Below are 20674 nucleotides of genomic sequence, written 5' to 3'. Positions count from 1 at the left end.
CAGCAGACCCGAAGGTCTGCCGCTTAGAAAAGGTGGAGCCTAACTCAACGTTACGTCCGGTGCTTGATAACGCTGCAATGCAGCCGATTATCGGTCAGGTGGACGGCAGGCTCCGTTTGGTGCGTCATTCAGGGTTCTGTGAGCTCTGCCGTAAATTACGGGGCAATCACAGACAGGCGAATGAGCCACGTCCTGATTATAGCAACTATCGTGCCACTTTTTAAAACTCTTTATTTATCAGAGTGACGCCATAGCTGCGCTGCGCCCGGCAGGTAGCCGTGAGCTGCTGACCGCATAAAAGTGTCTCTGCTTAGCGACGCATTTAGCTTGGATTTTTCCGATTGATATAAATCAACGAGTTAAGTGTCTCCAGAAAGAGACAGTGCGGCAGGCGATGTGTCGGAACTGAGCGACAGTCGTCTGCGTCAGATAAAAAAGCCGCCCTTTACTGCGGCGGCTTTTTTTACTGTTTACAGGCACCTGCTGTGAAACGCAGATTAGCCCAGCTGCTTACGCGCATTACGGAAAATGCGCATCCACGGGCTGTCTTCGCCCCACTCTGCCGGATGCCAGGAGTTGCTGACGGTACGGAAGACGCGCTCCGGATGCGGCATCATGATCGTAACGCGACCGCTTTCGTTGGTGACCGCCGTGATACCGTTTGGCGAGCCGTTCGGGTTAGCCGGATAGCTTTCGGTCACTTTACCGAAGTTATCCGTGAAGCGCAGTGCCACCAGGCCTTTTGCTTCCAGCGCCGCCAGATGGGCGCCGTCGCGCACTTCAACAAAGCCTTCACCGTGTGATACCGCAATCGGCATGCGCGAACCCGCCATCCCCTCCAGCAGCAGCGACGGACTGGCCGCCACTTCCACCAGGCTGAAACGCGCTTCAAAGCGCTCAGACTGATTGCGGACAAAACGCGGCCACAGCTCGCTGCCGGGGATCACTTCGCGCAGGTTTGACATCATCTGACAGCCGTTGCAGACCCCCAGCGCCAGCGTCTGTGGACGATGGAAGAAGTTTTCAAACTCGTCGCGCACGCGCCCGTTAAACAGGATCGATTTTGCCCAGCCTTCGCCGGCACCCAGTACGTCGCCGTAAGAGAAGCCGCCGCACGCCACCAGCGCATGGAACTCCTCCAGGCCGCGACGTCCCGCCAGCAGATCGCTCATGTGCACATCCACAGCGGTAAAGCCGGCGCGGTGGAACGCTGCTGCCATCTCAACGTGTGAGTTCACACCCTGCTCGCGCAGCACGGCGATGCGCGGGCGCACGCCGGTGGCGATCATCGGCGCAGCCACATCCTCTTCCGGCCGGAAGGTCAGCTGAGCGTTCAGCCCCGGATCGCTGTCGTTTTGCTTCGCCTCATGCTCCTGATCGGCACAGGCCGGATTATCACGCAGGCGCTGCATCTGCCAGGTGGTTTCGGCCCACCAGGTACGCAGCGTCGTGCGGCTTTCGCTGTAGACCGGATGCTCGCCGGCGCGGATCACAAAACGGTCGCCCGGCAGCGCCTTGCCAATCACATGCAGCACGCTGCGCAGACCGTGGTCAGCAAACACCTTCTCTACCGCCGCCAGATTGGCCGCGTTGATCTGCAGCACCGCACCCAGCTCTTCGGTGAACAGCGCCGCCAGCGCATCGCTGCCCAGCGCGGCGATATCCGCCTCAATACCGCAGTGGCCGGTAAAGGCCATCTCCGCCAGCGTCACCAGCAGCCCGCCGTCGGAACGGTCGTGGTAAGCCAGCAGCTTCTGTTCGCTGACCAGCGTCTGGATAGCGTTGAAGAAGCCCGCCAGCTGTGCGGCATCGCGCACGTCAGCCGGCTTATCGCCCAGCTGACGATAGACCTGCGACAGCGCGGTTGCGCCCAGCGTGTTGGCACCGTTACCGAGATCCACCAGCAGCAGCAGGTTATCCTGCTCCGCCTGCAGCTGCGGCGTTACGGTACGCCGGACATCTTCCACGCGCGCAAACGCGGTGATTACCAGCGAGAGCGGCGAGGTCATTTCGCGCTCTTCATTGCCCTGCTGCCAGCGGGTTTTCATCGACATGGAGTCTTTGCCGACCGGGATAGTGATCCCCAGCGCCGGGCAGAGCTCTTCGCCAACGGCTTTGACCGCTTCGTAAAGGCCGGCATCCTCACCTGGATGTCCGGCTGCTGCCATCCAGTTCGCAGAAAGCTTCACGCGCTTCAGTGAACCAATCGCGGTCGCGGCCAGGTTAGTGAGCGCTTCGCCTACCGCCAGACGCCCGGAGGCGGCAAAATCGAGCAGCGCGACCGGGGCGCGTTCGCCCAGGGCGAAAGCCTCGCCGTGATAGCTGTCGAGGCTGGCCGTGGTCACGGCGCAGTTTGCCACCGGGATCTGCCACGGCCCCACCATCTGATCGCGCGCCACCATGCCGGTCACGGAACGGTCGCCGATGGTGATAAGAAACGTTTTCTCAGCCACCGTGGGCAGATGCAGCACGCGGTTAACCGCATCCGCAATCGTGATGCCGTTACGCTGCAGCGCGTCGCCTTTTGCCTGCTGCCGCGTGACGTCGCGCGTCATTTTTGGCGTTTTGCCCAGCAGAACATCCAGCGGCATGTCGATAGGCTTGTTGTCAAAATGGCTGTCGCTCAGCGAGAGGTGCTGCTCTTCAGTCGCCTCGCCAATTACCGCGTAAGGGGCGCGCTCGCGCTGGCACAGCTCATCAAACAGCGCCAGCTTCTCTGGCGCAACGGCCAGCACATAGCGCTCCTGCGACTCGTTACACCACACTTCCAGCGGGCTCATGCCCGGCTCATCGCTGAGAATGTCGCGCAGATTGAAGTTACCACCGCGTCCGCCATCACTGACCAGCTCGGGCATGGCGTTAGAGAGACCGCCTGCGCCGACGTCGTGAATAAACAGAATCGGGTTGGCTTCGCCCAGCTGCCAGCAGCGGTCGATCACTTCCTGACAGCGGCGCTCCATTTCCGGGTTGTCGCGCTGCACTGAGGCAAAATCGAGGTCGGCATCGGACTGACCGGAGGCCATGGATGAGGCCGCACCGCCGCCGAGGCCGATATTCATCGCCGGCCCGCCCAGCACAATCAGTTTGGCGCCCACGACGATCTCGCCTTTCTGCACGTGATCCGCACGAATATTGCCAATACCGCCTGCCAGCATGATCGGCTTATGGTAGCCGCGCAGTTCAACGCCGTTGTGGCTGTTAACCTGCTCTTCATAGGTGCGGAAATAACCGTTCAGCGCCGGACGGCCAAATTCATTGTTAAACGCTGCGCCGCCCAGCGGGCCTTCGGTCATGATATCCAGTGCGGTAACAATACGATCCGGCTTGCCGAAATCCTCTTCCCACGGCTGCTCAAAGCCCGGAATGCGCAGATTGGAAACGGAAAAGCCGGTCAGACCCGCTTTCGGTTTGGCGCCACGCCCGGTTGCGCCTTCATCGCGGATTTCACCACCTGAACCGGTGGCGGCACCCGGCCAGGGAGAGATAGCGGTTGGATGGTTATGCGTCTCTACCTTCATCAGGATATGCGCGGCTTCCTGATGAAAAGCGTACTCGCCCTGCTGCGCATCAGCGTAGAAGCGGCCAACTTCCGAGCCTTCCATCACGGCAGCGTTATCTTTATAGGCTGACAGTACGTGATCGGGATGCTGCTCAAACGTATTTTTGATCATCTTAAACAGCGATTTGGGCTGTTTTTCGCCATCGATGATCCAGTCAGCGTTGAAAATTTTGTGGCGACAGTGCTCTGAGTTCGCCTGCGCAAACATATAGAGTTCAATGTCGTTGGGGTTGCGACCCAGACGGGTAAAGGCATCCAGCAGGTAATCTATTTCGTCATCCGCCAGCGCCAGGCCCAGCGTGCTATTCGCCTGCTCCAGCGCCTGACGTCCGGTTCCCAGCACGTCAACGCTCTGCAGCGGCTGCGGCGCGTGATGAGCAAACAGCTGCTCTGCCGCCTGCAGATCGCTGAATACGCACTCCATCATGCGATCGTGCAGCAGGCCAGCCAGCTGCTGCCACTGCGTTTCTGTCAGCTGCGGCGCCTGAACATAGAACGCCAGGCCGCGCTCCAGGCGCTTAACCTGCGGCAGATCGCAGTTGTGAGCAATGTCCGTGGCTTTCGATGACCAGGGAGAGATAGTGCCGGGACGCGGCGTAACCAGCAGCAGACGCCCTTGAGGCGCATGTTCAGCGAGAGAAGGGCCATATTTCAGCAGACGCTGCAGGCGGGCGTGTTCATCCGCGCTGAGCGGTGCGGCAACATCAGCAAAATGGACATACTCGGCGTAAATATCACTCACCGGCAGATGAGCGTTCTGAAAGCGGGTCAGCAGTTTGTTTACACGAAATGCTGACAGAGCGGGCGAACCACGCAGAATTTCCATCATTAAAGATCTCTCGTCTTCGAAGCGCCGGGCGACGCTTCATTGGGCGCAACAGGGAAAACGGGCGGTATTATAGAGAAAGCGCGCGGGTAACGAAACCGTTTGCGCAGAAAAACTGCCATACGGGATTTGCCTGAATTTTGCGCAAAACTTGCTATATGAGTTGCCCTGTTTCGCTTTGTTGCGCAAAATGCCCCTCGCTCTGGGAGTAAAAAACAATACCAATACTGCCTTTAAAGGACAGAGGCCTGTGAGCCATTAAGAGACAACTATTTGAAACGCCTAAAATTAAATTATCTGTTTATCGGTCTGATCACCGTGCTGCTGGCGCTGGCGCTGTGGCCGGCAATCCCCTGGTACGGGGGCGATCGGGACGCGCTGACAGCGATCAAATCACGCGGTGTGTTGCGCATCAGCACCGTTAATTCGCCACTGACCTATTACACCGTCAATCAGGCACCGGCTGGCATGGATTACGAGCTGGCAAAGCGCTTTGCAGACTACCTCGGCGTCAGGCTGGAAGTCACTGTGCGACCCAGCCTGGGCGATCTGTTTGACGACCTTGATGACGGAAAAGCCGATCTGCTCGCCGCCGGGCTTATCTATAATAGCGAGCGTCTGGCGCACTATCAGGCCGGCCCCAGCTACTATTCGGTGTCGCAGCAGCTGGTTTACCGTATCGATAAACCGCGTCCGCGCACGCTGGGCGATCTGAAAGGCCGTCTGGTGGTGCAGTCCGGCTCAGCCTATCTCTCTACGCTGCGGGCAGAAAAAGCCAACAGCTATCCCGATCTCGACTGGGCCATCGCCACCGATCAGGGACAGAAAGCGCTGCTGGAGGCGGTGGCTGACGGCAAGCTCGACTACACGGTAGGCGACTCGGTAACCGTGGGCCTGCTGCAGCGTATTCATCCGCAGCTGGCGGTAGCCTTTGATATTACCGATGAAGAGCCGGTGACCTGGTATCTGCCGCGCAATGCTGACAGCAGCCTTAACGCGGCCATGCTCGATTTCTACAGCCAGATGGGTGAAGAAGGCACCATGGCGCGGCTGGAGGAGAAGTATCTCGGTCACGTTGGCACGTTTGATTATGTTGATACCCGCACCTTCCTGCGCGCGATTGACAATACGCTGCCGGATATCAAACCGCTGTTTGAGAAATATGCGGCGAGCATGGACTGGCGCCTGCTGGCGGCGATCTCCTATCAGGAGTCGCACTGGAATCCGCAGGCGACCTCGCCCACCGGCGTGCGCGGCATGATGATGCTGACGCGCAACACGGCAGATAGTCTCAACGTTGATGACCGGCTCGATCCGGAGCAGAGCATTCGCGGCGGCAGTGAGTATCTGCAGCGCATGATGGATAAAGTGCCGGCGAGCGTGCCTGATGACGAGCGCATCTGGTTTGCGCTGGCAGCTTACAATATGGGATATGCGCATATGCTCGACGTGCGCCGGCTGACGGCAAAACAGGGCGGTAACCCTGACAGCTGGGCGGATGTGAAGCTGCGTCTGCCGATGCTCAGCCAGAAGCGCTACTACGCGCAAACCACTTATGGCTATGCGCGCGGGCATGAAGCGTATAACTACGTGGAGAATATCCGCAAATATCAGCTAAGTCTGGTGGGCTATCTGCAGGAGCAGGAGCGCCGCCTGGCGCAGCGTTCGGCGCTGGAAGCGGAGCTGGGCGCCGGTTATCCGGCGGTTGAGCCTAAAATTGCCATGAACTAATTTGCGCGCTGTGCCTGACGCAGCGCGCGCTTCTGCTCGCGCCGCATACGAAAAAAGTCGCTCAGCATGCCGGCGCACTCCTCCGCCAGCACGCCGCAGGCAATCTCAATCTGATGGTTCATCCCCGGGTGCCCCAGCACATCCAGCAGCGAACCGGCCGCGCCGGTTTTTACATCTTTTGCGCCGTAGACCAGGCGGGTAATGCGGCTGTGGACCATGGCGCCGGCGCACATGACGCACGGCTCCAGCGTGACATAGAGCGTGGTATCCAGCAGGCGGTAGTTATCCAGCACCTTGCCACCCTGGCGCAGCGCCATGATCTCCGCGTGTGCCGTGGGATCGCACTGGCCAATCGGCCGGTTCCAGCCCTCGCCTATGACCTTGTCTCCCTGCACCAGCACGGCTCCGACCGGCACCTCACCCTGCTCCCGGGCACGCTGCGCCAGCTGCAGCGCATAACGCATCCAGTATTCATCAGTTTGTGGCTTCACCGGGTAACTCCTGCAGAATCAAAAGGCGGCGCATTATAGACAAAAACGCCGCGCGATTCACTCCAGCTGCTGCAGTTCACCGCGCGGCGTTACGCGCCAGCGATGCTGGCAGAAAAACAGCAGCGGGTTATCCTGCTTGCTGTCGCTATAGCCGCTGTAGAGCTGCAGCGGCGTGCCAATCTGCTCTTCCAGCTGCGCCACCTTTTCGTGGCCCAGGCAGCGCATCGCCAGCACGCGTCCGCCGCGTCCTGGCCGCATCTGACTGGCAATCAGCTTCACACGCGGCAGAAATGCGGAATCAAAATAGACCTGCTCCACCAGCGACTGCGGTGAGCCGGTAATCAGCCACACGTCTGCATCGCTGCTCTGCAGGTAATCGGTCAGGCGCTGCTGCACTACCGGAAACGCCACTACCCGCTCGCGGAACCACTGCGCAAACTCCGCTTCACGCGCGCGCAGGCGCGTTTCACTGTGTCCGAACGTGATCGCCCAGAGTAGCAGACTCATTGGCCAGCGCGCTGCCCGACCTTTAATCAGCAGCCCGAGGCCAATAACCGGCAGCAGCGGCACCACCAGCAGCAGATTCAGCGGCTGCCGGCGCAGTAAAAAGCGCATAAAGGTGCCAAACATATCCTGCTGATGCAGCGTGCCGTCCAGGTCGAAAAATACGACGCGACGTTGCGAGTCCTGTGTCAAACCCCTCTCCTTTTTTAAATCAGTTGCTGCTCTAAAGTGTAGCCAGCAACCGCGCTTAGCGAAGCTGTGATTTTTAATTCCGCTAGCTACAAAGCCCACTGAATAGTTTATTCTTGGTAGCACGGAGTATTGACTATTGCTGCGCATGCTGCGGAGACGTTACCCGCGCCATGCTATAAAACCGGGAGTAAGGATCGAACATGAGTTCACTGCTGCGAATCCGCCAGCTCTATCCCCGGCTGGCGCTGAATGAGCGCCGGCTGGCCGATTTTTTACTGTCACAGCCCGATCGGGCGCGCCATCTCAGCTCGCAGAAGCTGGCTGAAGAGGCGGGCGTCAGCCAGTCGAGCGTAGTGAAGTTTGCGCAGAAGCTGGGTTATAAAGGATTTCCCGCGCTGAAGCTGGCGCTGAGTGAATCGCTGGCGGATCGCGATGCGATCACCGTGCATAACCATATCCTCAGTGACGATCCGCTGAAGATCGTGGGAGAGAAGCTGCTGACGGAGAAGATCTCCGCGATCCGCGCCACGCTCGATATCAACAGCGAAGAGAAGCTGATGGAGACGCTGCATCTGCTGAAAAGTGCCAATCGCATTCTGCTGGTGGGTATCGGGGCATCCGGCCTGGTGGCGAAAGATTTCTCCTGGAAACTGATGAAAATCGGTATCAATGCAGTGGCAGAGCAGGATATGCACGCCCTGCTCGCCAGCGTACAGGCGATGGCGCCGGGCGATGTCCTGCTGGCGATCTCCTACACCGGCGAACGGCGCGAAATCAATCTGGCGGCGCAGGAAGCGGCCGCTATCGGCGCGGATGTGGTGGCCTTTACCGGTTTTACGCCAAACGCGCTGCAGCAGTGCGCGTCAATCTGCCTCTATACCGTTGCAGAGGAGCAGAGCACGCGCAGCGCGGCAATCTCCTCAACCAGCGCCCAGCTGGCCCTGACAGACTTGCTGTTTATGGCGCTGGTGCAGCACGATCCGGAGCGGGCATCGAGCCACATCCGCCACAGCGAAGCGCTGGTGAAAAAGCTGATATAAGCGTCAAACCAGCTTATAATGACCGCGTTTTTATTGAGGATTAATGGACGTGAAGAATGGCGTTACTGATTACGGCGAAATGTATTAACTGCGACATGTGTGAGCCGGAGTGTCCCAATCAGGCTATCGCGCTGGGTGAGGCGATATATGAAATCGATCCGGCGCGCTGCACCGAGTGCGTGGGGCATTATGAAACGCCAACCTGCCAAAGCGTCTGTCCTATCGATAATACGATTATCAGCGACCCGCAGCGCGCCGAAAGCCGCGACGCGCTGTGGGAGAAATTCGTGCAGCTCTGGCCGCACTGAGCACGTAACGCTCAGTCCTCGATGATTACCGTGGCACAGGCGTAGTGGCGCTCATCAGCCAGCGTCACGTGCACACGCTGCACGCCCAGCCGTTCAGCAATGATGCTCGCCTGCTCAAAAAAGCGCAGACCCGGTTTTCCCAGCGCATCGTTGAACACCTCAAACTGATTAAACGCCAGTCCGCCACGGATCCCGGTGCCAAAGGCTTTGGCCGCCGCCTCTTTTACGGCGAAGCGCTTGGCAAGAAAACGCACCGGCTGCTGATGCGCCTGATACTGCTGCCACTCCGCGTCACTCAGTACGCGGCGCGCCAGGCGATCGCCGGATCGTTCGATAACGCCGGCGATGCGCTCAATTTCCACGATATCGCTGCCGAGGCCGAGAATCGCCATCAGCGCCGCGCTTCCCGCATCAGCTGCTTCATTTCGCTTACCGCATCTGCCAGCCCGCTGAAGAGCGCGCGGCCGATAATGGCATGGCCGATATTCAGCTCATGCATCTCCGGCAGCGCCGCAATTGGCTGCACATTGTGATAAGTCAGCCCGTGGCCGGCATTGACCTTCAGCCCGAGAGAGGCGGCGTAGTGCGCTGCTTCACGAATACGCATCAGCTCGGCGTCACGCGCCTGCCCTTCCGGCGCTTCGGCGTACGCGCCGGTATGAATTTCGATATAAGGCGCGCCGCTGGCAACTGCTGCGTCAATCTGCCGGCGATCGGCATCGATAAACAGTGACACCAGTATGCCCGCCTCTGACAGCTGCTGTACCGCTGCGCTGACGCTCGCCTGCTGGCCCGCCACGTCCAGGCCGCCCTCCGTGGTGACCTCCTGACGCTTCTCCGGCACCAGGCAGACAAAGTGCGGCCGGATGTCACAGGCGATAGCGATCATCTCATCTGTGACCGCCATCTCCAGGTTCATTCGCGTCTGAATGGTATCGCGCAGGATACGCACATCGCGATCGGTGATATGCCGGCGGTCTTCCCGCAGATGCACGGTAATACCATCAGCGCCCGCCTGCTCGGCCACGAAGGCAGCCTGTACCGGATCGGGATAGTGGGTGCCACGCGCGTTACGTACGGTAGCGATATGATCAATGTTGACGCCTAACAGCAACTCAGCCATAACTACGCTTCTCTTGGTTTAATGTCAGTGCAGTGTATCGCGACGATACGTTCAGGTGGTCTGACCGCCGCTACGCCTGCGGCGCATCAGGTTTCTTCTTTGGAATAAACTGGCGAAACAGCTCCTGACTCTTCAGCGGTTTGCCGCCGAGATAGGGCTTTAGCGCAATGCGCGTAAAGCGCTTGGCGGCCCGCAGGCTATCGGCATCGGGGAAACTGCGCGCTTCAATGGCGCGCAGCTGGTGACCGGTAAAGCTGCGCTGATTCAGCACCAGGCTGGCGATAAAGCCCTTCTCTTCGCGGTAGCTGTAGGTCATGGCGTCGTCGATCGCCTCGCCGCTGCCGGCGCAGTGCAGAAAATCGACGCCGTAGCCGAGATGCCCGAGCAGCGCCAGCTCAAAACGGCGCAGCGCCGGTTCCGGCGAGGCGGTGCCGGCAGCCAGCTCCTGAATACAGTTCAGATAATCGAAAAAGAGTTCAGAAAAGGGGATCTCCTGCTCCAGCACGCGCGACAGCAGTTCATTGACATAGAGACCGCAGTAGAGCGTGATGCCGCTGAGCGGCAGCGCCAGCGAAACCGCTTCAGCATTACGCAGCGTTTTGACTTCACCGCGTCCGCCCCAACGGACCAGCAGCGGCGTAAAAGGCTGCAGGGTGCCTTTCAGCTGAGAGCGACGCGAGCGCGCGCCTTTAGCCAAGACGCGAACGCGTCCCTGACTTTCCGTAAAGAGATCGAGCAGCAGGCTGGTTTCGCTGTAAGGGCGACTATGCAGCACAAACGCGCGTTGCCAGCCTTCCATCGGTTACAGATCGTCTGTGTAGCCCAGGCTGCGCAGCGCACGTTCGTCGTCAGCCCAGCCCGATTTAACTTTCACCCAGAGTTCAAGGTGCACTTTGGCTTCAAACATCTCTTCCATGTCACGCCGCGCTTCAATGCCGATGGTTTTGATTTTCGACCCTTTATTGCCAATCACCATTTTCTTCTGGCCTTCACGCTCCACCAGAATCAGGCCATTGATGTCGTAGCCGCCGCGCTCGTTGGCCACAAACTGTTCAATCTCAACGGTCACGGAGTAAGGCAGCTCGGCGCCCAGGAAACGCATCAGCTTTTCGCGGATGATCTCTGAAGCCATAAAGCGCTGTGAGCGGTCGGTGATGTAATCTTCCGGGAAGTGGTGCTCCGCCAGCGGCAGGCGCTTGCGGGCAATCTCAGCAATGGTATCGACATTTTTGCCATTCTCAGCAGAGATCGGCACGATATCGAGGAAATTCATCTGCTGGCTCAGGAACTGCAGGTGCGGCAGCAGGATACTTTTATCCTGAATGTTATCCACCTTGTTTACCGCCAGCACCACCGGGACTTTGCCGTCGCGCAGTTTGTTAAGCACCATCTCATCATCTGGCGTCCAGCGCGTGCCTTCCACGACGAAAATTACCAGTTCCACGTCGCCAATTGAGCTGCTGGCAGCACGGTTCATCAGGCGGTTAATCGCCCGCTTCTCTTCCATATGCAGCCCGGGCGTATCCACGTAGATCGCCTGATAGGCGCCCTCGGTGTGGATGCCCATAATACGGTGGCGCGTGGTTTGCGGTTTGCGTGAGGTGATCGAGACCTTCTGCCCCAGCAGCTGGTTCAGTAAGGTTGATTTACCGACGTTGGGCCGGCCTACAATCGCGACAAAGCCGCAATAAGTTTCGTGTTCGCTCATTCGGGTCCTGACTTAGTCAGCGCCGGGATGGCGCTGTCGTAAAACAATTTATTCGAGTCCAAGCTTAATCAAAGCCTGTTCGGCGGCAGCCTGTTCCGCTTTGCGGCGGCTGGAGCCTACGCCTACAACCGGATCGGCCATGCCACTCACCTGACAGTGAATGGTGAACTCCTGGTCGTGCGCTTCGCCCCGCACCTGCACCACCAGATAGGAAGGCAGCGGCAGATGGCGACCCTGCAGATACTCCTGCAGGCGCGTTTTGGGATCTTTCTGTTTATCGCCCGGGCTTATCTGCTCCAGACGGTTCAGATACCAGTCGAGAATCAGCTTCTCAACGGTCTGGATATTACTGTCGAGGAAGATGCCGCCAATCAGCGCCTCTACCGTATCCGCAAGGATCGACTCACGACGGAAGCCGCCGCTTTTCAGTTCGCCTGGTCCAAGACGCAGGCACTCGCCCAGTTCAAACTCACGCGCCATCTCAGCCAGCGTATTGCCGCGCACCAGCGTGGCGCGCATGCGGCTCATATCGCCTTCGTCCACGCGCGGGAAGCGGTGATAAAGCGCGTTGGCAATTACATAGCTGAGAATTGAATCGCCAAGAAATTCAAGCCGCTCGTTATGCTTGCTGCTGGCGCTGCGGTGTGTCAGGGCCTGCTGCAAAAGTTCCGGATGAGTAAAAGTGTAGCCCAGTTTGCGCTGCAGCTTAGTAATGAGAATGGGGTTCATGCGATTCCAGTTGTTCTGTGCGTCTGTAACTCTGCATACGAAACAGGGCTGATAGCAGCGCGTTCTGTTTCGTGTGCAGTGGCTTCCTGTCAGACAGGAAGCCACCCGTATTTAGTGAATGCCGCCGATACGGCTCAGGCGTACGCCTGTCGGCCACTCACCTTCCTGTTTTTCAAAGCTCATCCAGATAGCGACCGCTTTACCGACCAGATTCTTCTCAGGCACAAAGCCCCAGTAGCGGCTGTCGGCGCTGTTGTCACGGTTATCGCCCATCATGAAATATTGACCCTGCGGCACCACCCAGGTCGCCTGCGGCTGGCCCGGCTGCTGATAGTACATGTTCGCCTGGCTCTGCGCCTCATTCACCAGCAGAATATTGTGCGTCACATCGCCCAGCGTCTCTTTGCGCGTCCCGAGACGCAGGCCACCGCGCAGCGTTTCACCCTGCGGTTTACGGAAGAAGCCGTTGCCGGTCTCGTTGCCGTCAAAGCCGCTGAACGTCTGGATAAAGTCGCTTGGCTCAATATTGGTATAGGTGACCGGCAGCGCCGTATCACATTTACCGTTACCGCAGCCAGGATTGATGGTCAGCGTTTTGCTGAACGGATCAAACACCACTTTGTCACCCGGCAGGCCAATCACGCGCTTAATGTAGTCAACGCTGGGATCTTTCGGATATTTAAACACGGCGACATCGCCGCGCTTTGGATGTCCGGTCGGGATCAGCGTGGTCTGCGTAATGGGATCTTTAATACCGTAGGCAAACTTCTCCACCAGAATAAAGTCGCCAATCAGCAGCGTTGGCATCATTGAGCCGGAGGGGATCTGAAAGGGTTCAAAAATAAATGAACGTACAATCAGTACCACCGCCAGCACCGGAAATACCGATGCCGCCGTTTCAATCCAGCCCGGCTGCGCAGCCACTTTCGCCAGCGTTTTGCTGTCGAGCGAGTTACCCGCCTGCGCCTGTGCAGCGGCCTGTTTTGCCCGACGCTCAGGTGCCCACTTCACGCGATCGATACACCAGATGATGCCGGTCAGCAGCGTAGCGATAACCAGAATCAGGGCGAACATGTTAGCCATTGTGGTTCCTTATTTGCTGTCTTTACCGACATGCAGAATGGCGAGGAAAGCTTCCTGCGGCAGCTCAACGTTGCCGACCTGCTTCATGCGCTTCTTACCATCTTTCTGTTTCTGCAACAGTTTTTTCTTACGGCTGACGTCACCGCCGTAGCATTTTGCCAGTACGTTTTTACGCAGCTGCTTCACGGTCGAACGCGCAATGATATGGTTGCCAATCGCCGCCTGAATCGCGATATCAAACTGCTGGCGCGGGATCAGATCTTTCATCTTCTCTACCAGCTCGCGACCGCGGTACTGCGAGTTATCGCGGTGGGTGATCAGCGCCAGGGCATCAACACGCTCTGCGTTAATTAATACGTCCACGCGCACCATGTCTGACGCCTGGAAACGCTTGAAGTTATAATCCAGCGACGCATAGCCGCGCGACGTCGATTTCAGACGGTCGAAGAAGTCGAGTACCACTTCAGCCATCGGGATATCGTAGGTGAGCGCAACCTGGTTGCCGTGGTAAACCATATTGGTCTGCACGCCACGCTTCTCCACGCACAGGGTAATCACGTTACCCAGATACTCCTGTGGCAGCAGCATGTGACACTCTGCAATCGGCTCACGCAGCTCTTCAATATTGTTGAGCGGCGGCAGCTTGGCCGGGCTGTCGACATATACCACTTCGCCATCGGTGGTCTGCACTTCATACACAACCGTTGGCGCAGTGGTGATCAGATCGAGATCGTACTCGCGCTCCAGGCGCTCCTGAATGATCTCCATATGCAGCAGACCCAGGAAGCCGCAGCGGAAACCAAAGCCCAGCGCGGTTGAACTCTCTGGCTCATAGAACAGAGAGGCGTCGTTCAGGCTCAGCTTGCCCAGCGCGTCGCGGAATGACTCATAGTCATCTGAACTCACCGGGAAAAGACCGGCATAAACCTGCGGTTTAACCTTTTTAAAGCCAGGCAGCGCTTTGTCTGCCGGGTTGCGCTGCAGCGTCAGCGTATCGCCCACCGGCGCACCCAGAATGTCTTTGATGGCGCACACCAGCCAGCCCACTTCCCCGCACTTCAGTTCGGTGCGGTCAACCTGTTTGGGTGTGAAGATACCCAGGCGGTCAGCGTTATATACCTGACCGGTACTCATGACTTTAACCTTCTCGCCCTTGCGCAGCGTCCCGTTTTTAATACGGATCAGGGAAACAACGCCAAGGTAGTTATCGAACCAGGAATCGATAATCAGCGCCTGCAGCGGGCCATCCGGATCGCCTTCCGGTGCCGGGATATCGCGCACCAGGCGCTCGAGCACATCCGGTACGCCGATACCGGTTTTAGCCGAGCAGCGCACGGCATCTACGGCATCGATACCCACGATATCTTCAATCTCTTCGGCTACGCGCTCAGGATCGGCAGCGGGCAGGTCGATCTTATTCAGTACCGGTACCACTTCCAGATCCATTTCCATGGCGGTATAGCAGTTCGCCAGCGTCTGTGCTTCAACGCCCTGTCCTGCATCGACCACCAGCAGCGCCCCTTCACAGGCCGCCAGCGAGCGGGAAACTTCATACGAGAAGTCTACGTGGCCCGGGGTGTCGATAAAATTGAGCTGGTAAGTTTCACCGTCTGGCGCTGTGTAATCGAGCGTGACGCTCTGCGCTTTAATCGTAATACCGCGCTCGCGCTCCAGATCCATGGAATCAAGAACCTGCGCCGCCATCTCACGATCGCTCAGGCCACCACAAATCTGAATCAGACGATCGGAGAGCGTTGATTTGCCGTGGTCAATGTGAGCAATAATAGAGAAATTTCGTATGTGCTTCATTTATATGAATATCTTCACGTAGAGAATCAGTTGAAAACGTGAGCACAGACACATTCAGGCAAGCGATCTTTACCCGGAACCCTGTCGGCCTCATTAATGACGTCGCATATTACACTGTTAACGCCGCGCGTTAAAGAATGGAACCTGTGGGATTTGCAACAGAATTCAGCGGGTAAGCGGAAATGAAAAGGCCGCACAGCAGGCGGCCCAGGCGGCATCAGCTGACATCTTCAACCCGCAGCGCATCAGGCGGAAGCGCAACGCTGAGGATCACCGGCTGAAAGGCTTCGCGTCCGGCGTAGCGGGATGAGACGCCTTTGGCAATGATAAAGCCTCCCACGCCGCCAAGCAGCGCCCCGCAGGCGGCCGCAAGGTCGCTGTGAAACAGCATCTGGAATATACCAGCCACAGCAAACAAGCCAAACAGCGGCGTCATATAGACCAGCAGCGCTGAGCCGAGCAGGCTGCTTTCGCGAATGCCTAACTCAATGCGCTGACCCGGCTGTAGCGGCTCAGCGCTGGGAATGGTCATGACGTGGGCGTTCTTTGGCCCCAGCTTGTTGAGCGCATGGCTGCCGCAGCCTTTACGCGCTGAACAGCTGTTGCAGGAAGTTTTCGCTTCAGAATGCAGCGTGGCAATGCCATCCTGCCATGCCACCACGGTGGCCCACTCTCTCATCATTTTTTTGCCCCTGCATCAATAGCGCTGGCGATTCGTTTCGCGGTTGCAGGCGGTAATTCGCCCACCACGGTGATCTCCTGATTATCGCGCACAACGGTCTGCACCGTACGACGTCCCGTGCGCAATTGCTGAGGCACGCTATTTTTATCGGCAGGCGCTATGTTGATGGCAAAACTAAACAGCCCGTCGCTGTAGAGACGCGATTCAACGGTTTTGTTCATAGCGGGTATCGCGCGACGGCTTTGCGAAATCAGCTTCATGCCCGCCGGTATCCAGCCAGGCTGCCAGCTGAGTTCCACTTTGTCGCCCGCCGGCAGTGAGAGCGACGGCGGCAGATTGGCTTTCTCAAGCCCCTGCATCAGATTGCGCACGCCCTCATCGACGGCAAAGCTGATAACGCGGAACTGCTCCAGCGTTTCACCATCGCGATCCAGCAAGTCGATTCGCAGCGGCAGTTTGGTATCCACGTCCAGCCAGACTACATAGCTGTAGCGGGTACCGTCACGGGAGACGATACGCACAACTTCGCACATCTGGTCAGCCATACGCGACCGCCCTACCGGTACAAAGTCATACGCCTGACCGAGTCGGGAAAAATCAGCAAACATCAGCGAGGGCAGCGCGTCGATAATATGGTTGCCCGGCAGTGAAAACGGATCCAGCCCGGGTTCAAAATAGCTGATGTCGTTACCGCGCTGGATCACTTCACGGCGCGGACCATCCATCTGCAGCAGCTGCGCAAAGACGCGCTTGTCCACTACGGCGTGACGATAGCGCAGAGACTCAATGCCCAGTCGTGAGACATTGATATATGCAAATTCATAATTGAGATTTTGAGTCGCCTGCTCCATCTGCTGTAACAACGCCCCGGAAGACGACGTCTGTGCCGGGGCGGTTGATGTCCAGAGCAGGCTGCCGGCCATGAGGCTAACGGCGCACCAGAGCTGCTTCATTACTGCTGTTGAGTTCCTAACGACTGCGTTCCGGGAACGGTGGCCTGCGCCTGCTGCGGTACGCTGTTTTCAAACTGTACCTGATCGGCATGCAGACGACGCTGCAGTTCGTAATCCTGCAGCATGGCGTTAACGCGACGCCGCTGATCCTGAACCTGCTGATTTGAACTGTTGCTCTCAAAGGCATCAGACGGTACGCCCAGGCTTACCGGTGACGCTTTACCCATCATTGGCAGCGTATTAAACGCCGGAGCATCTGAGGATGCTGCTGCCCCATCGGCAGAAGAGCCATTGTAGTGCTGCACGCCAACAATGACCGCCAGTGACACGCAGGCGGCGACGCCAATTTGCGTGACTGATGCTACCCAGTTGCCGCCGCGACGCCAGAACGGCATTTTTTGCCAGCGTGCCGGTTCCGGCTGCGCTTCAGGGATCAGCGGTGTTGCCGCAGGGCGCAGCGGTTCGTTTTCAATGGCCGCGGCCACGCGGGCGGAGATATCAAAATGCAGCACTTCGCCTACATCCCCGCGCAGCGTATCGCGAATAAGATGGTAGCTCTCCCAGCTTTTCTGAAGTTCGACATCCTTTGACAACGAGGACAACAGCTCGCTGTCTAACGTTTCACCATCCATTAAAGCGGAAAGTTTTTCTTTCTGCATGCCTTGGTACCCTTTCAGTAGCCGTTATCACTAACGTTGGATAAGCGGTTGAACCTTGTTATCAATGGCTTCCCGGGCACGAAATATGCGCGATCGGACAGTACCAACCGGGCAATCCATAATGGCAGCGATCTCTTCATAGCTCAGGCCATCCAGCTCTCTGAGCGTGATAGCCATACGGAGATCTTCAGGAAGTGACTCAATTGTCCGAAAAACAATTTGTTTCAGTTCGTCAGACAACATTAAGTTCTCAGGGTTCGATATTTCTTTTAACGCGCCCGCACTTTCGAAGTTTTCTGCATCAATTGCATCTACGTCGCTGGAAGGCGGACGACGGCCCTGAGCCACCAGATAATTTTTTGCCGTGTTTACCGCGATGCGGTAAAGCCACGTGTAAAAAGCGCTATCCCCGCGGAACGACTCCAGCGCGCGATAGGCTTTGATAAATGATTCCTGTACCACATCGGGCACGTCACCCGAAGGGACATAGCGTGAAACCAGGCTCGCCACTTTATGCTGGTATCGGACCACCAGTAAGTTAAAGGACTTTTGATCTCCTTTCTGAACCCGCTCAACGAGAACCTGATCCGTTAACTGCTCGCTCATCCGAGGTAATGTCTCCCCAAAACTCTTTTATGCGTAAGTGGACTGCCAGGACATCTCATACCCGTGAGCAAGCATGCGCTTTGAGTTCTGTTCTGGCCTGAAGTTCACTACGACCTGTTTTTTTCATCGCGGCATTGCAACCCGTTATGACGCAGCGGCTGACCCGCTTTCAATGGCTTATGCAGTGCCGATCGGTGCTGGCAGAGTAGCGTAAGGCGATCTCTTTTTCATCTTTATTACTCTTCTTTTCAGCATAGCTGACGGCAGCGCGCAAAATTCGCTAAGTTGCAACACGATGCAGCAGGGATCCTGCGATCGTAATGGCAGATCGCGTCGGCGATTGCCGCGCTGTGCCGGAAAATAATCAGCGAAAAAGATAGAAGTCTGTTACCAGGCTCAGCCAGTCAGCGGAGTAGCTTTTGTCTTCATTACGGACCGCCAGCCGCTCCTGTATCAGCTCACCGGCAGAAGGTGAAAAGCCCAGTACCAGCCGGTTAGGCGGCCGATGTGCATAAGGCGCGACGTCGTAGCGCAGCCGCAGATGCCAGCCATCGGCGCGGGCGAGCTGCACCAGCGCCTCGCCGCTATCCACCGGCAGCACCACGCAAAACAGCCCCTCTTCTTCGATAAGCTGTGCCGCGCACTGCAGCAGTGTGGCATGATCGAGCGTAGCAGTACTGCGTGCCGCGTCCCGTGCTGCGCTGGATGAGGCCATGCCGGGCACAAAAAAAGGCGGATTGCTGACGATCAGCGAGTAGCGCTTTTCGCACTGTTTACTCCAGTTAAGGATATCAGCCTGATGCACGCTGATACGGGCGGCCCACGGCGACGCCTGCACATTCTCCTTCGCCTGCGCGGCGGCTTCGCTATCAAGCTCAACCGCATCCAGCGTGACCTGTTCCGGCGTGCGCTGCGCCAGCATCAGGGCGATAAGCCCGCTACCGCAGCCAATATCCAGGATACGCCGCGCCCCGGCCACTGGCGCCCACGCCCCCAGCAGCACGCCATCCGTGCCAACCTTCATTGCACAGCGATCGTGTGCGACAAAAAATTGTTTAAACGTAAACCCATCTTTTCTTAATGTTGCCCGCGCTGGCGGCTGGTACTGAGACATGCTTTCGGCCATTGAATTGTTATCTGGCGAGAGTGTAACGTGGTCGCACAATGAATTCATCTGCGCCTGATGAACACAAACAGATGAAGATTGCGGCCGATCTGTCTATAATCAGCGCCCCAAACTGAGGTAGAACATGACAGTAACCACATTCTCCGAACTCGAACTCGACGAAAGCCTGCTGGATGCCCTGCAGGAAAAAGGTTTCACGCGCCCGACGGCCATTCAGGCTGAAGCCATTCCTGCCGCGCTGGAAGGCCGTGACGTGTTAGGTTCGGCACCCACCGGAACGGGGAAAACCGCCGCCTATCTGCTGCCCGCATTACAGCACCTGCTGGACTTCCCGCGTAAGAAGTCGGGTCCGCCGCGTATCCTGATCCTCACCCCTACCCGCGAACTGGCGATGCAGGTGGCCGATCAGGCGCGTGAGCTGGCGAAGCATACCCATCTGGATATCGCCACCATCACCGGCGGCGTTGCCTATATGAACCACGCTGAAGTCTTCAGCGAAAATCAGGATATTGTGGTAGCGACCACCGGCCGTCTGCTGCAGTACATCAAAGAAGAGAACTTTGACTGCCGTGCGGTAGAAACACTGATTCTCGATGAGGCGGACCGCATGGTCGATATGGGCTTTGCCCAGGATATCGAGACCATCGCCGGTGAGACGCGCTGGCGCAAACAGACGCTGCTCTTCTCCGCCACGCTGGAAGGCGAGCACATCAAAGATTTTGCTGAACGCCTGCTCAACGATCCGGTCGCGATTGAAGCCGACCCGAGCAAAAGCGAACGCAAGCGCATTCAGCAGTGGTACTACCGTGCTGATAACCTTGAGCACAAAACCAAACTGCTGGTGCACCTGTTAAAGCAGCCGGAAGTGAAGCGTGCGATTGTGTTTGTGCGCAAGCGCGAACGTCTACACGAGCTGGTAACCTGGATGCATGAGGCGGGCCTGCGCAGCAGCTACCTCGAGGGTGAGATGGTACAGGCGAACCGTAATGAAGCGATTAAACGCATCAACGACGGTCGCGTTAACGTGCTGGTTGCCACTGACGTTGCGGCGCGCGGTATCGATATTGATGACGTGACGCACGTGATCAACTTTGACCTGCCGCGTACGGCAGATACCTACCTGCACCGCATTGGCCGTACCGGCCGTGCCGGCCGCAAAGGGATCGCCATCTCGCTGGTAGAAGCGCACGATCACGTTCTGCTGGGTAAAATCAGCCGCTACGTGAATGAGCCGCTGAAATCGCGCGTGATTGATGAGCTGCGTCCTGAATCGCGTGCGCCGAGTGCTAAAGTCACCGGAAAGCCGTCGAAAAAGGCGCTTGCCAAACGCAAAGAGAAAAAAGCGAAAGAAGACGAAAAACCGCGCGTGAAAAAACGCCATCGCGACACTAAAAACATCGGTAAACGTCGCAAGCCAAGCGGATCAACCACACCGGAGTCCGGTGCGGAATAAAACGTCACCGCAGTAAAAAAAGCGCCTGAACCGGCGCTTTTTTTTTACTTTCAGCGGGCTTTACGTGCCACTGCCACGCAGGCCAGCGCGAA

Annotated in this window: 19 protein-coding genes; 4 read left to right on the top strand and 15 right to left on the bottom strand. The window is 57.6% G+C overall.

The features are described 5' to 3' along the window. Window positions 1-497: 497 nt before the first annotated feature. Window positions 498-4388: a phosphoribosylformylglycinamidine synthase gene (gene purL / locus F3I15_RS12630; RefSeq protein ID WP_150018145.1), complete on the bottom strand. Its 3891-nt coding sequence runs from the start codon at window positions 4386-4388 to the stop codon at window positions 498-500. A 270-nt stretch (window positions 4389-4658) separates the two neighbouring features. Here purL and mltF point away from each other — a divergent pair, with 270 nt between their 5' ends. Further along, window positions 4659-6116, top strand: coding sequence for a membrane-bound lytic murein transglycosylase MltF (gene mltF, locus F3I15_RS12625; RefSeq protein WP_150018144.1), 1458 nt, complete (start codon window positions 4659-4661; stop codon window positions 6114-6116). Here the strand turns inward: mltF and tadA are convergent. Both tadA and yfhb read right to left on the bottom strand, forming a co-directional pair. Beyond that, complete coding sequence (tadA, locus tag F3I15_RS12620) at window positions 6113-6607, bottom strand: tRNA adenosine(34) deaminase TadA (RefSeq protein WP_150018143.1); 495 nt, start codon at window positions 6605-6607, stop codon at window positions 6113-6115. The two genes, mltF and tadA, sit on opposite strands and share 4 nt — an antisense overlap. A gap of 57 nt (window positions 6608-6664) precedes the next feature. Continuing rightward, window positions 6665-7303 (bottom strand): phosphatidylglycerophosphatase C, encoded by a 639-nt coding sequence (gene yfhb, locus F3I15_RS12615; RefSeq protein ID WP_150018142.1) that lies wholly within the window; start codon window positions 7301-7303, stop codon window positions 6665-6667. Between the two features lie 200 nt (window positions 7304-7503). On the opposite strand from yfhb, the gene F3I15_RS12610 reads away from it, so the two are divergent. Next, entirely contained in the window at window positions 7504-8343 is an 840-nt protein-coding gene (locus F3I15_RS12610) for a MurR/RpiR family transcriptional regulator (protein WP_150018141.1), read from the top strand. A 56-nt stretch (window positions 8344-8399) separates the two neighbouring features. Next, window positions 8400-8651: a YfhL family 4Fe-4S dicluster ferredoxin gene (locus F3I15_RS12605; RefSeq protein WP_071667884.1), complete on the top strand. Its 252-nt coding sequence runs from the start codon at window positions 8400-8402 to the stop codon at window positions 8649-8651. A gap of 11 nt (window positions 8652-8662) precedes the next feature. Here F3I15_RS12605 and acpS read toward each other — a convergent pair whose 3' ends face one another. The 12 genes from acpS to F3I15_RS12545 form a co-directional block, all read right to left on the bottom strand. Beyond that, complete coding sequence (gene acpS, locus F3I15_RS12600; RefSeq protein WP_039379688.1) at window positions 8663-9043, bottom strand: holo-ACP synthase; 381 nt, start codon at window positions 9041-9043, stop codon at window positions 8663-8665. Next, on the bottom strand, window positions 9043-9774 hold the full coding sequence (gene pdxJ, locus F3I15_RS12595) for a pyridoxine 5'-phosphate synthase (RefSeq protein ID WP_094111706.1): 732 nt from the start codon (window positions 9772-9774) through the stop codon (window positions 9043-9045). Before pdxJ ends, acpS begins: the two co-directional genes overlap by 1 nt. 70 nt (window positions 9775-9844) lie before the next feature. Then, on the bottom strand, window positions 9845-10573 hold the full coding sequence (recO, locus tag F3I15_RS12590) for a DNA repair protein RecO (RefSeq protein ID WP_039379693.1): 729 nt from the start codon (window positions 10571-10573) through the stop codon (window positions 9845-9847). Window positions 10574-10576: 3 nt separating this feature from the next. Next, window positions 10577-11482 (bottom strand): GTPase Era, encoded by a 906-nt coding sequence (gene era / locus F3I15_RS12585; RefSeq protein WP_150018140.1) that lies wholly within the window; start codon window positions 11480-11482, stop codon window positions 10577-10579. A gap of 48 nt (window positions 11483-11530) precedes the next feature. After that, window positions 11531-12211: a ribonuclease III gene (rnc, locus tag F3I15_RS12580; RefSeq protein WP_039379698.1), complete on the bottom strand. Its 681-nt coding sequence runs from the start codon at window positions 12209-12211 to the stop codon at window positions 11531-11533. A gap of 111 nt (window positions 12212-12322) precedes the next feature. Continuing rightward, the gene (gene lepB, locus F3I15_RS12575) at window positions 12323-13294 is read right to left on the bottom strand and encodes a signal peptidase I (protein WP_104085297.1); all 972 of its coding nucleotides are present in this window, start codon (window positions 13292-13294) and stop codon (window positions 12323-12325) included. 9 nt (window positions 13295-13303) lie between these two features. Continuing rightward, the gene (lepA, locus tag F3I15_RS12570; RefSeq protein WP_039379703.1) at window positions 13304-15103 is read right to left on the bottom strand and encodes a translation elongation factor 4; all 1800 of its coding nucleotides are present in this window, start codon (window positions 15101-15103) and stop codon (window positions 13304-13306) included. A gap of 217 nt (window positions 15104-15320) precedes the next feature. Further along, window positions 15321-15785 carry a SoxR-reducing system protein RseC gene (rseC, locus tag F3I15_RS12565; RefSeq protein ID WP_150018139.1) on the bottom strand — a complete coding sequence of 155 codons (465 nt, stop codon included), beginning with the start codon at window positions 15783-15785 and terminating at the stop codon, window positions 15321-15323. Further along, window positions 15782-16738, bottom strand: coding sequence for a sigma-E factor regulatory protein RseB (gene rseB, locus F3I15_RS12560; RefSeq protein WP_071667883.1), 957 nt, complete (start codon window positions 16736-16738; stop codon window positions 15782-15784). Before rseB ends, rseC begins: the two co-directional genes overlap by 4 nt. Then, window positions 16738-17397 carry an anti-sigma-E factor RseA gene (gene rseA, locus F3I15_RS12555; RefSeq protein ID WP_150018138.1) on the bottom strand — a complete coding sequence of 220 codons (660 nt, stop codon included), beginning with the start codon at window positions 17395-17397 and terminating at the stop codon, window positions 16738-16740. The genes rseB and rseA overlap by 1 nt, the downstream gene beginning before the upstream one ends. A 30-nt stretch (window positions 17398-17427) precedes the next feature. After that, entirely contained in the window at window positions 17428-18003 is a 576-nt protein-coding gene (gene rpoE / locus F3I15_RS12550) for an RNA polymerase sigma factor RpoE (RefSeq protein WP_039379714.1), read from the bottom strand. A 364-nt stretch (window positions 18004-18367) separates the two neighbouring features. Continuing rightward, a complete protein-coding gene (locus F3I15_RS12545) occupies window positions 18368-19117 on the bottom strand; it encodes a tRNA1(Val) (adenine(37)-N6)-methyltransferase (RefSeq protein WP_150018197.1) in 750 nt (249 codons plus the stop codon). Between the two features lie 136 nt (window positions 19118-19253). On the opposite strand from F3I15_RS12545, the gene srmB reads away from it, so the two are divergent. Next, window positions 19254-20582: an ATP-dependent RNA helicase SrmB gene (srmB, locus tag F3I15_RS12540; protein ID WP_150018137.1), complete on the top strand. Its 1329-nt coding sequence runs from the start codon at window positions 19254-19256 to the stop codon at window positions 20580-20582. The last annotated feature ends 92 nt before the right edge of the window (window positions 20583-20674 follow it).

The sequence above is a fragment of the Pantoea sp. M_9 genome (genome assembly GCF_008631385.1).
Lineage (GTDB): Bacteria > Pseudomonadota > Gammaproteobacteria > Enterobacterales > Enterobacteriaceae > Pantoea > Pantoea eucrina.
This window is presented reverse-complemented; position numbering and strand designations above follow the sequence as displayed.

Coding starts and splice junctions, on each gene's coding strand:
- purL (WP_150018145.1), bottom strand. CDS start 4,388: ATGATGGAAATTCTGCGTGGTTCGCCCGCTCTGTCAGCATTTCGTGTA.
- F3I15_RS12610 (WP_150018141.1), top strand. CDS start 7,504: ATGAGTTCACTGCTGCGAATCCGCCAGCTCTATCCCCGGCTGGCGCTG.
- F3I15_RS12605 (WP_071667884.1), top strand. CDS start 8,400: ATGGCGTTACTGATTACGGCGAAATGTATTAACTGCGACATGTGTGAG.
- acpS (WP_039379688.1), bottom strand. CDS start 9,043: ATGGCGATTCTCGGCCTCGGCAGCGATATCGTGGAAATTGAGCGCATC.
- pdxJ (WP_094111706.1), bottom strand. CDS start 9,774: ATGGCTGAGTTGCTGTTAGGCGTCAACATTGATCATATCGCTACCGTA.
- recO (WP_039379693.1), bottom strand. CDS start 10,573: ATGGAAGGCTGGCAACGCGCGTTTGTGCTGCATAGTCGCCCTTACAGC.
- era (WP_150018140.1), bottom strand. CDS start 11,482: ATGAGCGAACACGAAACTTATTGCGGCTTTGTCGCGATTGTAGGCCGG.
- rnc (WP_039379698.1), bottom strand. CDS start 12,211: ATGAACCCCATTCTCATTACTAAGCTGCAGCGCAAACTGGGCTACACT.
- lepB (WP_104085297.1), bottom strand. CDS start 13,294: ATGGCTAACATGTTCGCCCTGATTCTGGTTATCGCTACGCTGCTGACC.
- lepA (WP_039379703.1), bottom strand. CDS start 15,103: ATGAAGCACATACGAAATTTCTCTATTATTGCTCACATTGACCACGGC.
- rseC (WP_150018139.1), bottom strand. CDS start 15,785: ATGATGAGAGAGTGGGCCACCGTGGTGGCATGGCAGGATGGCATTGCC.
- rseB (WP_071667883.1), bottom strand. CDS start 16,738: ATGAAGCAGCTCTGGTGCGCCGTTAGCCTCATGGCCGGCAGCCTGCTC.
- rseA (WP_150018138.1), bottom strand. CDS start 17,397: ATGCAGAAAGAAAAACTTTCCGCTTTAATGGATGGTGAAACGTTAGAC.
- rpoE (WP_039379714.1), bottom strand. CDS start 18,003: ATGAGCGAGCAGTTAACGGATCAGGTTCTCGTTGAGCGGGTTCAGAAA.
- F3I15_RS12545 (WP_150018197.1), bottom strand. CDS start 19,117: ATGTCTCAGTACCAGCCGCCAGCGCGGGCAACATTAAGAAAAGATGGG.
- srmB (WP_150018137.1), top strand. CDS start 19,254: ATGACAGTAACCACATTCTCCGAACTCGAACTCGACGAAAGCCTGCTG.